The organism is Sinosporangium album, from assembly GCF_900100605.1.
GTDB classification, from domain to species: domain Bacteria; phylum Actinomycetota; class Actinomycetes; order Streptosporangiales; family Streptosporangiaceae; genus Sinosporangium; species Sinosporangium album.
On sequence record NZ_FNCN01000011.1, the window covers coordinates 78,400 to 91,925 of the forward strand.

At 66.8% G+C, this 13,526-nt stretch carries 17 protein-coding genes and 4 tRNA genes; 7 read left to right on the forward strand and 14 right to left on the reverse strand.

The genetic code is table 11. From position 1 onward, the window contains the following. Window positions 1–39: 39 nt before the first annotated feature. The 9 genes from BLQ73_RS13635 to BLQ73_RS13670 form a co-directional block, all read right to left on the reverse strand. Entirely contained in the window at window positions 40–855 is an 816-nt protein-coding gene (locus BLQ73_RS13635; protein WP_143020251.1) for an exonuclease/endonuclease/phosphatase family protein, read from the reverse strand. Window positions 856–1,102: 247 nt separating this feature from the next. Further along, on the reverse strand, window positions 1,103–1,243 hold the full coding sequence (locus BLQ73_RS32385) for a hypothetical protein (protein WP_176955424.1): 141 nt from the start codon (window positions 1,241–1,243) through the stop codon (window positions 1,103–1,105). 244 nt (window positions 1,244–1,487) lie between these two features. Further along, the gene (locus BLQ73_RS13640) at window positions 1,488–2,096 is read right to left on the reverse strand and encodes a hypothetical protein (RefSeq protein ID WP_093170809.1); all 609 of its coding nucleotides are present in this window, start codon (window positions 2,094–2,096) and stop codon (window positions 1,488–1,490) included. Continuing rightward, the gene (locus BLQ73_RS13645; RefSeq protein WP_093170810.1) at window positions 2,093–2,272 is read right to left on the reverse strand and encodes a hypothetical protein; all 180 of its coding nucleotides are present in this window, start codon (window positions 2,270–2,272) and stop codon (window positions 2,093–2,095) included. Before BLQ73_RS13645 ends, BLQ73_RS13640 begins: the two co-directional genes overlap by 4 nt. Continuing rightward, window positions 2,269–2,628 (reverse strand): hypothetical protein, encoded by a 360-nt coding sequence (locus BLQ73_RS13650; protein WP_093170811.1) that lies wholly within the window; start codon window positions 2,626–2,628, stop codon window positions 2,269–2,271. The genes BLQ73_RS13645 and BLQ73_RS13650 overlap by 4 nt, the downstream gene beginning before the upstream one ends. A 62-nt stretch (window positions 2,629–2,690) precedes the next feature. Beyond that, window positions 2,691–3,551, reverse strand: coding sequence for a helix-turn-helix domain-containing protein (locus BLQ73_RS13655; protein ID WP_093170812.1), 861 nt, complete (start codon window positions 3,549–3,551; stop codon window positions 2,691–2,693). Window positions 3,552–3,581: 30 nt separating this feature from the next. After that, entirely contained in the window at window positions 3,582–4,082 is a 501-nt protein-coding gene (locus BLQ73_RS13660) for a DUF6879 family protein (protein ID WP_245691064.1), read from the reverse strand. After that, on the reverse strand, window positions 4,048–4,299 hold the full coding sequence (locus BLQ73_RS13665; RefSeq protein ID WP_093170814.1) for a hypothetical protein: 252 nt from the start codon (window positions 4,297–4,299) through the stop codon (window positions 4,048–4,050). The genes BLQ73_RS13660 and BLQ73_RS13665 overlap by 35 nt, the downstream gene beginning before the upstream one ends. A 102-nt stretch (window positions 4,300–4,401) precedes the next feature. Then, complete coding sequence (locus BLQ73_RS13670; protein WP_143020252.1) at window positions 4,402–4,944, reverse strand: ATP-binding protein; 543 nt, start codon at window positions 4,942–4,944, stop codon at window positions 4,402–4,404. A 176-nt stretch (window positions 4,945–5,120) separates the two neighbouring features. Between BLQ73_RS13670 and BLQ73_RS13675 the strand changes: the two genes are divergently transcribed. Both BLQ73_RS13675 and BLQ73_RS13680 read left to right on the forward strand, forming a co-directional pair. Continuing rightward, window positions 5,121–5,945 carry a helix-turn-helix domain-containing protein gene (locus BLQ73_RS13675; protein WP_093170816.1) on the forward strand — a complete coding sequence of 275 codons (825 nt, stop codon included), beginning with the start codon at window positions 5,121–5,123 and terminating at the stop codon, window positions 5,943–5,945. Then, window positions 5,932–6,144, forward strand: a complete 213-nt coding sequence (locus BLQ73_RS13680; protein WP_093170817.1) for a DUF397 domain-containing protein — start codon at window positions 5,932–5,934, stop codon at window positions 6,142–6,144. Before BLQ73_RS13675 ends, BLQ73_RS13680 begins: the two co-directional genes overlap by 14 nt. 321 nt (window positions 6,145–6,465) lie before the next feature. On the opposite strand, the gene BLQ73_RS13685 is transcribed toward BLQ73_RS13680, so the two are convergent. The 3 genes from BLQ73_RS13685 to BLQ73_RS13695 all read right to left on the reverse strand — a co-directional run bounded on the left by BLQ73_RS13685 (window position 6,466) and on the right by BLQ73_RS13695 (window position 6,733). After that, a tRNA-Val gene (locus tag BLQ73_RS13685) sits at window positions 6,466–6,540 on the reverse strand. A 17-nt stretch (window positions 6,541–6,557) separates the two neighbouring features. Next, window positions 6,558–6,628 (reverse strand) — tRNA-Cys (locus BLQ73_RS13690). Between the two features lie 32 nt (window positions 6,629–6,660). Next, window positions 6,661–6,733: transfer RNA gene (locus BLQ73_RS13695), tRNA-Gly, on the reverse strand. Window positions 6,734–6,880: 147 nt separating this feature from the next. Between BLQ73_RS13695 and hutH the strand changes: the two genes are divergently transcribed. The 3 genes from hutH to BLQ73_RS13710 are packed head-to-tail and all read left to right on the forward strand — an operon-like array spanning window position 6,881 to window position 10,326. Further along, window positions 6,881–8,434, forward strand: coding sequence for a histidine ammonia-lyase (hutH, locus tag BLQ73_RS13700; protein ID WP_093170818.1), 1,554 nt, complete (start codon window positions 6,881–6,883; stop codon window positions 8,432–8,434). Between the two features lie 33 nt (window positions 8,435–8,467). After that, entirely contained in the window at window positions 8,468–9,475 is a 1,008-nt protein-coding gene (locus tag BLQ73_RS13705) for a chorismate-binding protein (RefSeq protein ID WP_093170819.1), read from the forward strand. Window positions 9,476–9,480: 5 nt separating this feature from the next. Continuing rightward, window positions 9,481–10,326 carry an aminotransferase class IV gene (locus tag BLQ73_RS13710; protein ID WP_093170929.1) on the forward strand — a complete coding sequence of 282 codons (846 nt, stop codon included), beginning with the start codon at window positions 9,481–9,483 and terminating at the stop codon, window positions 10,324–10,326. Between the two features lie 18 nt (window positions 10,327–10,344). On the opposite strand, the gene BLQ73_RS13715 is transcribed toward BLQ73_RS13710, so the two are convergent. Continuing rightward, window positions 10,345–11,763 carry an LVIVD repeat-containing protein gene (locus tag BLQ73_RS13715; protein WP_245691065.1) on the reverse strand — a complete coding sequence of 473 codons (1,419 nt, stop codon included), beginning with the start codon at window positions 11,761–11,763 and terminating at the stop codon, window positions 10,345–10,347. Window positions 11,764–11,811: 48 nt separating this feature from the next. On the opposite strand from BLQ73_RS13715, the gene BLQ73_RS13720 reads away from it, so the two are divergent. Continuing rightward, window positions 11,812–12,450, forward strand: a complete 639-nt coding sequence (locus BLQ73_RS13720) for a DUF305 domain-containing protein (RefSeq protein ID WP_176955425.1) — start codon at window positions 11,812–11,814, stop codon at window positions 12,448–12,450. A gap of 47 nt (window positions 12,451–12,497) precedes the next feature. Here BLQ73_RS13720 and BLQ73_RS13725 read toward each other — a convergent pair whose 3' ends face one another. Then, window positions 12,498–12,914, reverse strand: coding sequence for an SsgA family sporulation/cell division regulator (locus tag BLQ73_RS13725; RefSeq protein ID WP_093170822.1), 417 nt, complete (start codon window positions 12,912–12,914; stop codon window positions 12,498–12,500). Window positions 12,915–13,360: 446 nt separating this feature from the next. On the opposite strand from BLQ73_RS13725, the gene BLQ73_RS13730 reads away from it, so the two are divergent. Beyond that, a tRNA-Val gene (locus BLQ73_RS13730) sits at window positions 13,361–13,432 on the forward strand. Window positions 13,433–13,526 lie beyond the last annotated feature (94 nt).

Sequence of the window (13,526 nt, forward strand, 5' to 3'; positions counted from 1 at the left end):
GGGGCACCTGGTCACTCGGACGCCATCTCGCCTGAACCGCTACGTGAATGTATGCAGTTTGGTCTCATCCAGCTTCGACAGGTCCAAGCGGGCGGCGACCGCGTGGTGGTCGCTGTACCCCTCGGTGTCGACGAGCCAGTAGTCCTCGATCGCCGGGCGCAGAGCACCGGTCACGTGGATCTGGTCGACCCGGACCTTTCCGTTGACGCCTGTGTGGGCCCGCAGCTTCGGGTCGCCCCGCTGGTCGGCCACGTAGGCTCCGACGTCGGTCATGTCGGCCGCCTTCAGCACCCGCCCGACGACGTCGTTGCCCTTCGGCGGCGCGTCCGGGGCGTCCGGGTCGGGCAGCAGGCAGCGCGAGGTCCGGTTGTAGGGGCGCACCTGGGACCAGTCGATCTCGTCATCCCCCATGGGGACGTGGTTGAAGTCCCCGCCCAGCAGCCCCAGGCCCTGCGGTTTGTGCGTCCTGGCCAGGACGGTCTGGGCCTCGATGGTGGCCTGCACTGCGCTGTAGCAGGACAACTGCGTTGAGACGACCGTCAGCGGGGCGGGCAGTCCCTCCATCTCGAACCACATGCCGGTGTACCCGTTGGCGAGTGTGTACCTGTTGCTCTCGTAAGCGATCCAGCGTGCCTTGTCCTGGCGCCATCCGACAGCGGTGTAGATCTTGGTCCGGGACCTGCCGACCTTCAACCGGAGCCCCAGCTCGCGCTCGGCCTGCGCGATGTGGCGCTGGTCCCCGTCCAACCACCCGCTGCACTCCTGCAAGAGCAGCAGGTCGGGGGCGACGCCCTGGATGATCCTGGACAGGCCAGCCCATCTCCCGTCCAGATGGGAGCCGTGGAGAGTGTTCAAGCTCATGACCGTGATCTGCATAGGTGCCCAGTCCTTTCAGTCCTGTGGTGTGGTGGGGCGGCGCCGTCGCCACGCGGGGGGTGCACGGCCTTTGGGCGGCGCTCGACGGGTGGGTCGCGGAGCCCCCGGAGGCCGCCGAGGGCTCCGCCGTTCAACAAGGCGAAGCGTCAACGCGGTGCCGGCATACATCCCCTTCCTTGCGCCTGGCAGGGCCCTGGTGGGTGAGCCCCCCTCGCCGGGGCTCAACTCAGTAGCTGAGGGCTTGCACGCAGGTCGGGCAGTTCGTGGCCATCTCGTGCTTGTAGATCTTCACGATGGTCTGACAACCGGAGCAGATCCGGGCTCTGAACTTGCCGCCGTCGTCCTCTCCCTCGTCCCCGATGTGCATGCGCTCCCCCCTTCCCGGTGCAAAGGCTTCCGGTAATCGCTTCGCAGGCACCTGCCCAGGTCCCTGAACCGGGGCAGGAGACCTGGCCTCCCATGCCTGGCGAGCACGGGTCACGCCGCAGGCAGTGTTCTCATCCGGTAGGCGGATCTGATCCGCCTACCGGATGCAGGTGACCGGACAACGTGCTTCCCCGCCGGTCACGGGACATACGAGGCCGAGGGGCCTCTGATGAAAAAGGGACTCTCTACGCAGGCCGCAGGTCGTGCAGCCGGACTATGAGCTGGGTGGCCAGCGCCGAGCGCACCAGGTCGGTCCACTCCAGCGAGACGAACACGTTGTGCTCCCCGGTGTGGACCGCCCGCCCACCGGGGCCGGGCGCGAACATGTCGGCCAGCACGGCCGAGGGCTCGGCAGAGGCCGCTGTGTAGACCTCCCCGGACTTGCGGAGCTGCGGGCAGGAGGCCAGCGACTCCGGAATGCAGTGTCGGCAGGTGGCCGGAGCGCTGGTGTGGTGCCCGTCGCCCAACTGCCGGTAGGCGGTCTCGGTGATGATCCAGGGGAGGCGGCCGTCCGGATCGATTGCCGGTTGGCCGCACACCTGGCACAAGCCTTTGACCATGCAACGCCACTGCCTCGCGGTGTTCATGAAGCGCCACTGCGGCTGCCCCCTGCGGTTTCCCCGCACACGGGCGCGCAGCACACCGAGCGCCCAGTCGGTGCCGCGCGGGTTGGGATAGGACAGGTACGGCTCCTGCATGGCGCTGCGCCGGAAGGCTAGGTGCTGGGGAACGGCCTCTTCGGAGTAGGCGATCACATGGGGAACCCGCAGGGCGGTTTGCACGGCGGCGGTCATGAGGATCGCCAGGTCCGGGCGATCCGCGCGGCGATGCAGGCCAACTCCAGTCCTCGGAAGGTGTCGGAGGCCGCAGCGGGCGGCGCGTCGGCCGAGTCGCCCTGCCAGCGGGCCTCCCACGTGCCGGACTCCTGTCCGCTGACGTGGAACTCGGGGATCTCGCGGGCGGGACTCACGCCGGCCCCGCGATCATCGACGAGCGGATCAGGCGGGGGATGTCCCCGATGTCCTCGGGGCGCACCATGAACAGCTTGTTGCCCTGGGGCGGCAGTGTGACCAGGTAGTGGCGGCTGTGCGCCCCGACCGCGACCTTGGCCAGCTCCCACCCGTGACCGTCGGTGACGTCCAGCTCCTCGGGCAGGGGGCGGCCGTTGGGGGAAGGATTCGGCCGGGTCGGGGTCGCGGTGAACCCTTCGGCGTGCAGGAGGGCACGGACCGGTTCCAGCGGGCTGGCGTGCTGACCGGCCTCCCCCTCGGTGGTCTGCCGTTGGGCGGGGACCTCGCGGGGGTTCGCGGTGTGTGCTGAGGTCATGCAGACGACGGTAGAAGCGGGCGACTACAGGGCTCTACAAACTTGCGGATACTTGCAGCCACTCACTCAAGTGCGTCCATCGCTGCCTTGATTAGGACCCTCGCCGACCGTCCGAAAACCGCTATCTCGTGGAGCCGCATGAATGCCTCGACATACATTGCGATCTCTCGCGGCTGCGTAATTGTCAGAAACCCGGAGACCAGCTCCACATTGGCCTGAGCATTGTCAAAGACGTAGAAGCTCTCCACCGGCCAGCGGCCTGCACGTTCGACATCTGGTGGAATCACCCCCAAGGAGACCGATGGGAGCGACATCGCCTCCAAAAGGTGGCCAAGCTGGCCGATCATGACTTCTTGGCCGCCACGGCGGTACTTCAGGGCCGCTGCTTCCAAGATGAACACGAAACGGTGGTTGCCCTCATACAGGATGTGCTGGCGGGCCATGCGTTCGGCAACGGCATCTGCAACGTCATCGACAGCCACGCGCCTAGTGCTGCGGATGGCCTCTAGCGTGGCCGTGGTGTAGCCGGTCGTTTGCAGCAGCCCGGGAATGACGTCTTGGCAGTAGGAGCGATAGAGCGTTGTCCGCTCATACAGCTCCCGAACTGCCACGTTGAGGCGGGTCAGGCCGGCCTTCTCCGCCCTCCGCCAATCCAGCCAGGCAGAATCCACCGCTCGCAGTTCAGCGATTAACTCGGCCAGTTGACCAGGAACACCGCATGCCTGCACCCAGGCGGCAAGGTCGGGTTCCGACGGCTGCTTCTTACCATGCTCGATACGGGAGGTCTTGGCCTCGTGCCACCCCGCTTTGGCCGCCAGCGCCCGAGCGGTCAGGCCCGCGTCAAGCCGCAGCTCGCGCAGTTTGGAAGCAAGCGCGAACCTGGCTGCCTGAGCGCTGGAGCTAGCCGAATGTGAGGTGGACATGGATCTGCATTCACTGGGTCAGGTGTGCAATCAGATCCGGTACTCCGAATGATCGACGGCCCGATCCCAAGCAGATGCGAAGGCCGTGGCGCAGAGCTTCACAGTCGCCGGATCTTCGCTCTCGTCGTTTGAGACCCAAGTTCCATCCCCGGCGAAGTGGCAGAACTGGACCATTCGATCATCGAAGATCCATACGTCGTTTCCGGGCAGAGCGAGATCAGAGACCGCGCGCCTTGGGAGCCACTTGATCGCTTCTCCGGCAGCCAAGTTGACCGTCGGGGTCACCGCATGCTCAAAGGAGATGTAGGTGCTGACCGGCTCTGAGATGATGCGGACCCGCCTCATGAGCACTCCGCGCTCCACTGCGGTCTTGGCGATGTTCGTCCAGTCGGCATACAGCCGAGCCGCCTCGGCAAGGTCCCCTGCCTCCCAAGCCAGGTATCCGGGATCAGCGGTCATGTATTGATCGCGCATCTCCAACTTGAAGGCCGTGCGCTCACATGAGGCCAGGAGTTCGCTGAAGTCCGCCACGGCATGCCTCCATGATGATCTCAACCATGCGCTCCGGAAGGCGCACGACCGACTCGGTGTCCAGGATCGGGCTCTTCGCCTCGACCATTGCCAGTATCTCCGGGTCCGTCACGGTCTCTCCTTGGAAGTAGAAGTCACCTGTCACGGGGTCCCTGAAGACCGCAGGGCAGTTGTTGCCTGGATTCTGGGGGTCCTTGCCGTAGAACGCTATCGCCATGGTCGTCTCCCATGTTTGGGGTTTGCGACTCCTTGCGCACACGAAGCTTGCGCGCGTAGAGCGTAGGAGTCAAGGACTGCGAGCCGGATCGGCTCACGGAGGTCAGTGCGCGATCATCATCCTTCGCGCGTCAACAACTTCACTCGCCGAAGGAGCCTGCTCGTTGATCGGCAGGGCCGCCCACACGAGGCGTTCGTGTCCAGCACCGAGCGACCTGGTTGACCATCTGCCGCCGCATAGCAGCGAGATGAGATGCAGGCCCCTTCCGCCTTCATCGAAGTCCCCTGGCTCGACGCCGAGCCGTGGCATATCCGAGAACGAGCCGGGGTCGCGAACCTCCACGATGAGCAGATCGTCCGAGGCAAGGAGCCGCAGCGTCACAGAGGCACGCGATGTGCCTCTGTTTGCGTGGAGCACGGAGTTGGTCACCAGCTCGGAGACGATCAGCAGGATGTCGTCCTTGCGGGGATGGTCGCGGCCGACGATGTCCAGCGCGACCTGTCGTGCCGCACCGACCGATGCTGGCAACTTCGCCAAGACGACTTCTCCCAGGAGCTTCTCGCTCCAGCAGGTATGCCCGCTTTTGATGGCTCTCACCTCGCTCATCCACTTTGCCCTGGACGAGATCACCACAAGATCTCTCAAGTGCTGTGTGGTTCCTCCAGTGGCATGCTCCCGTTCCTCCGGAGCTAGTGCCCAGAGTGCCTTCTGAGTAGTACTTTCTACAGAAGAGCGGCTGTACACTCACGCGACAGATCTACAACACAAGTGTGTGTAGTAGCTGTGTTGTCACGTAGCGCAGATGTGACGGAGATGCGTGGATGGCGTCAAACGAGCTGGACCCGGCCTCAAGCCCGCTCGCCCTGTTCGGGGCCGAGCTGCGCAGAATCCGGTCCGCCCAGAACCTCACACTGGAGCAGCTCGCCGAGAGGATCATGTTCAGCCCGAGTCTGGTGGGGGCGATCGAGCGGGCCACCCGCCGTCCCGGCCGCGACTTCGTCGAGCGCTGCGAGGAGGAGCTGGGACTGTCAGGTGAGTTGATACGCCTGTGGCCGCTGATCTCAAAGGAGTCCAGCCCGAAGTGGTTCCGATCATGGACGAGGATCGAGCAGGAGGCCCGTACGCTTCGGACCTGGGAGCCCCTGCTGGTCCCCGGCCTGCTCCAGACCCCCGGCTACGCCCGTGCGGTCCTCAGCGGCGAACCCGGTGTGTCTATGGAGCGGGTGGAGGAGATGCTGGAGGCCCGCTTGCAGCGGCAGATCCTGTTCCAGCGCCAGACCCCTCCCATGTTCCAGGCACTGATAGACGAGAGTGTGCTCCACCGCCCCATAGGCGGCGCGGAGGTGATGCGGCAGCAGCTCGAACACCTGCTGAAGCAGATGGCGCATCCCCGGATCACGATCCAGGTCGTACCTTTGGCCGTGGGGTCGACCACCGGTCTGCTCGGCGGATTCGTCATCGCGCAGCTCGGCGGCGCGCATGACGCCGTATACCTGGAGACCGCCAACAACGGGCAGGTGACCGATCGCATGGACGATGTCGATGCCGTTAGTCTCAGGTACGACGCGATCCGCGCGTGGGCACACCCCCTGCACGTCTCAGAGAACGTGATACGCGAGATGTTGGTGAAGTATGAAAATCGATGACGAGCTGGCCAAAGCCGTATGGCGCAAGGCCGCCAAGTCCGGCTCGAACGGCGGGAACTGCCTCGAAGTCGCCCCCTTGTCCGGCGGCAGGGTCGGCATTCGGGACACTGAGGCTCCGGAGAGGGCGCCCTTCGTGGTCAGCGCCGGCGTCTGGGACGCCTTCATCGACGGGGCCAAGCGCGGAGAGTTCGACTTCTAAGTCTCATCCCGGTGGATGAAGGAGGACCCCTGCACATGTGCAGGGGTCTTCTCGCAGGACGGTGCTGATCATTGGCGCATGTCCGCCATCTGGCAGGCAAGGCACTCGCTCTTCTGCCCTTGCAGGCGTGCTCGCCGACTGGAGTGAACGCACCGAGCTTTGTAGATCAACCTCGCTAGGGGTCAGCACAAAGTCAGCACCGGGGCGGAGAAGTACCGCAAACAACCACAAACAACGAGAAGCCCCAGACTCCCGGCTGCTGCCGTGAGCTGGGGCTATGCCGCCTGTTTGACCAGGTCAGCCCAGGTCTGCTATGGAACCTGGTGGGCGATACTGGGATTGAACCAGTGGCCTCTACCGTGTCAAGGTAGCGCTCTCCCACTGAGCTAATCGCCCTTGTTGAACAACATCAGAGGTGGAGACGGGATTTGAACCCGTGTAGACGGCTTTGCAGGCCGCTGCCTCGCCTCTCGGCCACTCCACCGGGCGAGGCCTCACCTCTGCAAGGCCTCTCCGAGCGGACGACGGGATTCGAACCCGCGACCCTCACCTTGGCAAGGTGATGCTCTACCAACTGAGCCACGTCCGCGTGTCTGCCGGTTGCCCGGCCTCACGCAGTGAACTCTAGCGAATCTGGGGCCACTACCCAAACCGGAGCGGGTGGGTGGCTCTGGAGAAGGCGAAAGTAAGGAGCTAACATGCCTTACGGAAGTGACCATGGAGGAAAGTGACACTCATGCCCGATTACGACAACGAGGTCGTGGACATCGGCACCGGGCCGCTCGGCTTCGACGAGGTGGTCAGGGTCGCGAGACATGGCGCCGCCGTACGGTTGACAGACGATGCGGTGGCGGCGATGGCGGCTTCGCGCGGCCGGGTCGAGGAGCTCGCGGAGAGCCCGACGCCCGCATATGGCATCTCCACCGGGTTCGGGGCGCTCGCGACACGCCACATCGATCCGGCGCTTCGGGCGAAACTCCAGAAGTCGCTGGTCCGGTCGCACGCGGCGGGGTCGGGGCCGGAGGTCGAGGCCGAGGTCGTACGGGCACTCATGCTGCTGCGGCTGAACACGCTGGCCACGGGGCACACGGGTGTGCGGCCGACGACGGCGAAGGTGCTGGAGGGGCTGCTGAACGCCCGGCTGACGCCTGTGGTGCATGAGTACGGAAGCCTGGGCTGTTCGGGTGACCTCGCCCCGCTGTCCCACGTCGCACTGGCGATCATGGGGGAGGGTGTGGTCCGCGACGCGGACGGCGAGCTGCGCGACGCCGCCGAGGCGATGAAGCAGGCCGGCGTCGAGCCGGTGGAGCTGGCCCCCAAGGAGGGACTGGCGCTGATCAACGGCACCGACGGCATGCTCGGCATGCTGGTGCTGGCCCTGGCCGATCTCCGGCTGCTGCTCAAGACCGCCGATGTGACGGCGGCGATGAGCGTGGAGGCGCTGCTCGGCACCGACGCCGTGTTCGACCCCGCGCTGCAGGCGCTCAGACCGCACCCCGGCCAGGCCGCGAGCGCGGCGAACCTCCGCGCCATCCTCCGCGGTTCGGGCATCATGGCCAGCCACCGCGACGGCAGCTGCACCCGCGTCCAGGACGCCTACTCCCTGCGCTGCGCCCCCCAGGTCGCCGGCGCCGCCCGCGACACCGCCGACCACGCCGCCACGGTCGCCGAGCGGGAGCTCGCGAGCGCGGTCGACAACCCGGTGGTGCTCGCAGACGGCCGGGTCGAGTCGAACGGCAACTTCCACGGCGCGCCCGTGGGCTACGTCTTGGACTTCCTCGCCATCGCCGTGGCCGACGTCGCGTCGATGTCCGAACGCCGCACCGACCGCTTCCTCGACGTCGCCCGCAACCACGGGCTGCCGGCGTTCCTCGCCGACGATCCCGGCGTCGACTCCGGCCACATGATCGCGCAGTACACCCAGGCCGCGATCGTGTCCGAGTTGAAGCGCCTCGCCGTACCGGCCAGCGTGGACTCGATCCCGAGCTCCGCGATGCAGGAGGACCACGTCTCGATGGGCTGGTCGGCCGCGCGCAAGCTGCGCCGGGCGCTCGACGGGCTGGCGCGGGTGCTCGCGGTGGAGCTGCTCACGGCCGCGCGGGCGATCGACCTGCGCGCCCCGCTGCTCGCGGCCCCGGCGACCGGCGCGGTGGTGGCCGCGCTGCGGGAGTCGGTGAAGGGCCCAGGGCCGGACCGCTTCCTCGCACCCGAGATCGAGTCGGCGGTACGGCTGGTCGCCTCGGGCGCGGCCGTCGCCGCGGCCGAGACGGTGACCGGCCCACTGGCCTGACCGGGAGTACGGCACGTGCCCGACAATGGGGGAGTGTACGAGAGCTTTGCCTACTTTGGAGGGATTCTCGCCACCTGCCTCCGTGACATCACCACGGACGTGTCCGCGTTGGACAGCGCAGGCTGGTGGGCGGTTGTGGCTGACTACGGGGGCGAAGTCATCTGTGCCCGGTTCGATGAGGTCCGCCCCGCCCCGCTGCCACGGCCCACAGGGCCGTGGCGCGGCCCCCGCCGCTCGGCGTGGCGCAGCTCCCTCGATCAGTCGGCCTACGAACAGGGCGTCCAGCGCATCCGCGACTACATCGAGCGCGGCGAGGTCTACCAGGCGAACCTCTGCCGGGTGCTGTCGGCTCCGCTCACGGAGCGGGCGGATCCGGCGGCTCTCGCCGTACGGCTCGCCGAAGGCAACCCCGCGCCTTACGCGGCGACGGTGGTCCTGCCCGGTCTGAGCGTGGTGTCCGCCTCGCCCGAGCTGTACCTGTCCAGGGAGGGCGATGTCATCGAATCCCGCCCTATCAAGGGCACCGGGGTCGTCAAGGACGATCTCCTGGAGAAGGACTACGCCGAGAACGTGATGATCGTGGACCTTGTCCGCAATGATCTGGGGCGCGTGGCGGAGATTGGATCGGTATCGGTTCCCGCGTTGTGCGAGGTGGAAGAGCATCCGGGGCTCGTCCACCTGGTTTCGACCGTACGCGCCAGACTCGCGGAGGGACGCGGCTGGGCGGACCTGTTCGCGGCGAGTTTCCCGCCCGGGTCTGTGACGGGCGCGCCGAAATCATCCGCGTTGCGGATCATCGCGGAACTCGAACCCGACGCCCGGGGGCCCTACTGTGGGGCCGTGGGTTGGGTCGACGCCGACCGGCGGCGCGCGTCGCTGGCGGTCGGCATCCGCACCTTCTGGATCACCGAGGGCACCGTCCGCTTCGGCACGGGCGCGGGCATCACCTGGGGCAGTGATCCGCGGCGCGAATGGCTGGAGACGGAGTTGAAAGCCAACCGACTCATCAGCTTGGCTTCATCTGGAGAGGAAACACCGTGAACACCATGGCGTGGGCGAATACGACGGTCTGGCTGGACGGCCGGCTGGTCGCCCCCGAAAACGCGGTCGTGTCCGTCTTCGACCACGGTCTGGTGGTCGGCGACGGCGTCTTCGAAACCATCAAGATCGTCAACGGCACGCCGTTCGCCCTCACCCGCCACCTCCACCGCCTCAGAGCCTCGGCCGCGGCCATGGACCTGCCCGAACCCGACCTCGACGCCTTCGCCGACGGCATACGCGCCTGCCTGGCAGCGGCCCCGCCGCGGCCACTCGGCAAGATCCGCGTGACCTACACCAGCGGCGCCGGACCGCTCGGCTCGGAGCGGGGCGACTCCGGCACCACATCCGTCGTGATCGTGGGGGAGCAGGCGCCCCCCGCCGACACCGCGGCCGTCGTCGTGGTCCCCTGGGCACGCAACGAGCACGGCGCGATGACCGGGGTCAAGACCACCTCATACGGCGAGAACGCCCGAGCCCTCGCCTACGCCAAGGCGAAGGGCGGCAGCGAGGCCCTCTTCGGAAACACTGCCGGCGACCTGTGCGAAGGCACCGGCAGCAACGTGTTCCTCGTACGGCACGGCCGCCTCACCACCCCGCCCCTCTCCTCCGGATGCCTGGCCGGCGTGACACGCGGGCTGGTGCTGGAGTGGTGCGGCGGCGAGGAGGCCACGGCGCCGCTCGCGGCGCTGACCGAGGCCGACGAGGTGTTCCTGACCTCCACGACCCGCGACATCCAGCCGGTCCGCATGGTCGACGGCACCGCCATCCCGGCCGCCCCGGGGCCGGTGACCGCCAAGGCGATGCGCGTCTTCGCCGAGCGCGCCGAGGCCGACACCGACCCGCGCCCCTGACGGCCGCCCCGGCCTTGATCAGTAACCCACCTGGGTCTGGACGTTGAACTCCTCCATCCGCGCCTTCTTCGCGGGATCGGTCAGCGGATCGTTGATCTCAAGGACGTCCAGGCCCTTGGTGATGTCGCTCGAATAGATGTAGCCGTTGTAGTAGTACGCCGACCAGGAGCCGCCCAGCATGCCCTCGCTGCGGCCCAGCGGGCCGCGCTCGAAGTAGGCGATCTCCTTAGGGCCGTCGGAGTCGGTGAAGTCCCAGACCGACACGCCGCCCTGATACCACGCCTGCACCATGATGTCCTTGCCGGGGATCGGCAGCAGCGAGCCGTTGTGGGCCACGCAGTTCTCCGTCGAGGTCTGCTCGCGCGGCATCTTGAAGTAGCCCCGCCGAGTCAGCTTCCCGTCCTTCAGATCGTAGATCGCGTTCGCGCCCTTGGTCTTCGGCGTCTGGGACGTGCAGGTCGCCGTGGCGCCGCCGCCCAGCTCATCGGAGAACACGATCTTGGTGGCGTCGTTGTTGAAGGTGGCCGAGTGCCACACCGAGAAGTTCTCGGTGTCCCTGAGCTGCTGGAGCACCTTCGGCTTCACCGGGTCGGAGATGTCCAGCAGCACCCCGTCGCCGAAGCACGCCGCCGCGGCGAGCTTCTTCTCCGGGTAGGCCGTGATGTCGTGGCAGCCGGAGACCTCCACCCCCTCATCCTTGGCGTTCGGGAAGAGGTCCGGCGCGGCCACCACCGAGGCGCGCTCGGGATCCTTCACCGGCACCTCGATGATCGAGACGTCCGGGTGGGGCGCCTCGCAGGTCGTCGAGCCCCTATCGGGACCCGGCGAGGAGACGTACACGTAGAGCGTGTCGGCCGACTTCCCGGGCACGAGGGAGTGCGTGTGCGACCCGCACGACGTGGCGATGGACTTGAGATACTTCGGACGGGCCTTGTCGCTCACGTCGAAGATGCGCACGCCCTCCCAGTCGTCCGCGGACGGCACACCGCCCAATCCCGCCTCGCACGTCTCGTCGGACCGCACGTCGTCCACCGAGACGAACAGAAGGTCTCCGCTGATCGACACGTCGTTCTGGCCGCCGGGGCACACCACCTGGCTCACCATGGAGGGTTTGGCGGGCGTGGAGATATCGAAGATCGTGAATCCCTCGTAGTTGCCTACAAAGGCGTAGTCGCCCTGGAACGCCAGATCTGTGCCCCATGCCTCGGGGCCGTTCAGGGCCCCCGAGGGCGGCACGTTGGCGACCAGCTTCATGTTGGGGCTCGCCGCCTTCTCATCGACGCCCGTCGGGCCCTTCCGCGTCGGGTCGGCGGCCGGCGCCGCGGGCGACGCGGACCTCTGGCCCGTCCCCTGGGCCTCGGTCGGCTGCGTGGAACACGCCGTCACCAGCAAGAGCGCACCCACGCCCATACCCGCCCAGAGCCTTCTGTTGATCACATTGCCCCCTCGGACCCATCGTCGCGACCGTGCCCCAGTATGGAAGCTATGCGGAATCGGTCCAAAGCGAGAGGGTTTTCGGCCGCTGTTCTTGCGGCGTTCGCCCTGGCCGGGTGCACGGACAGCGCCTCCACCGCCCCCGCCGCCCCGGAGCAGACCGCCCCGGTGATCGTGCCTGGCGGCCCCGGAGGCGAAAGCCGTACGGCACAGCCGGGCGAAACGCCCGGCCCCGCCGCGGCGGGGCCCTCGGCGGCCGACGTCAGATTCGCCGAGTCCATGATCCCTCACCACCGCCAGGCGCTGGAGATGTCGGCCTTGGTCGCCGACCGTACCCAAACCCCCTCAATCCGGGCGCTGGCCGACCGGATCGCCACCTCCCAGGGGCCGGAGATCGCCGTCATGTCCGACTGGCTGACCCGGCTCGGCCGTGCCGTACCCGCCCATGGCCATAAGGGGGATATGCCGGGAATGGCCGCCCTGGAGGAGATGAACCGGCTGCGGGGGCTCAGAGGAGCGGAATTCAACCGGTACTTCCTCGAACTGATGATCACACACCATCAAGGCGCACTCGGCATGGCCGCCGATGAGATGAAGAACGGCACCGACCAGGGGATGCGGCGTATCGCCAAGGACGTGTACCACGGGCAGAACATCGAGATCGCCCGGATGAAGAACCTGTCCGGCTGACGGTGTATCGGTAGATACGCGTCAACCGGACATCGCTCATGAGCCGGTCAAGAACTCCAGAGCATGTTGCTCAGCTCGGAGTCGAGATCCATGAAATCGGTCTCCCTCCCGGCCGGCACCAGCTCGTACGTGCGATGCAGGAACTCCGTCAAAGGCGCCAGCGGCACCTCGAACAACGCCTGCCCGAACGGGGACGTCAAACTGATGTGAAGCGTGCGCTCGCCCTCGGCGCGTGCCGGCCACACCTGCACGTCGCCGTCGCCGACACGTCTCACGATCCCCACGGTCAGCAACTCGCGGGCGAAGATCCACTCGACCGGTTCGTCGTTCCCCACATGGAAGGCCATCCGGATCGCATACGGATCGTCGGCCGTGTAGCTCAGTCCGGCGAGCAGGGGGACGGTGGTACGGTCAGGGACCACGAGCCGAAGGCCCAGCTCGGCAGAGACGGTGGTGCTGTTCATCGTCAGCCAAACCTTTTCGTCGTACGGTCCCCTCATCGGGGCTTGCACTGCTCTGAGACGGACTTCGTTCGGAGCTATGACGCGGGAACGAAGAAACCTGTAGGAAAGATTCCGCTCCCACGGCCTTCTGTAACGCACATCACAGCCCGACATTTAGCCTCTTACCTGGTCAAACGTTGCCAAGAGGCCCGAATTTACAAGGGTTTTGCGTGTCGTTCGCCCCCTCCGCGGACGCCACGAAGAGGGGTATGTACGGGTCAATGCTCATGGATCAGTTCTCATGCTCCCACTGCGGGTTTAGATGATGCTATGCCACCGAGCCCCCACAACGATGGCATCCACTCACGAAACCCTCCCCCCTCTTCCGCCCCGCTCGCCGCTTCGCCACGATCCCCGAAGTGCGGTATGGTTTTCCCCGTCGGCGCCGCGAGGAGCCAACACCACCCGGGCGATTAGCTCAGCGGGAGAGCGCTTCGTTCACACCGAAGAGGTCACTGGTTCGATCCCAGTATCGCCCACTCGGGTCGAGGGCGACGTGTGCCGCGCAACATGCGCTGGCCGCGTCGCCCTCGCCGTGTAGTGCTCGCTTCGCTCGCTTGCGGGGGCTCCGCC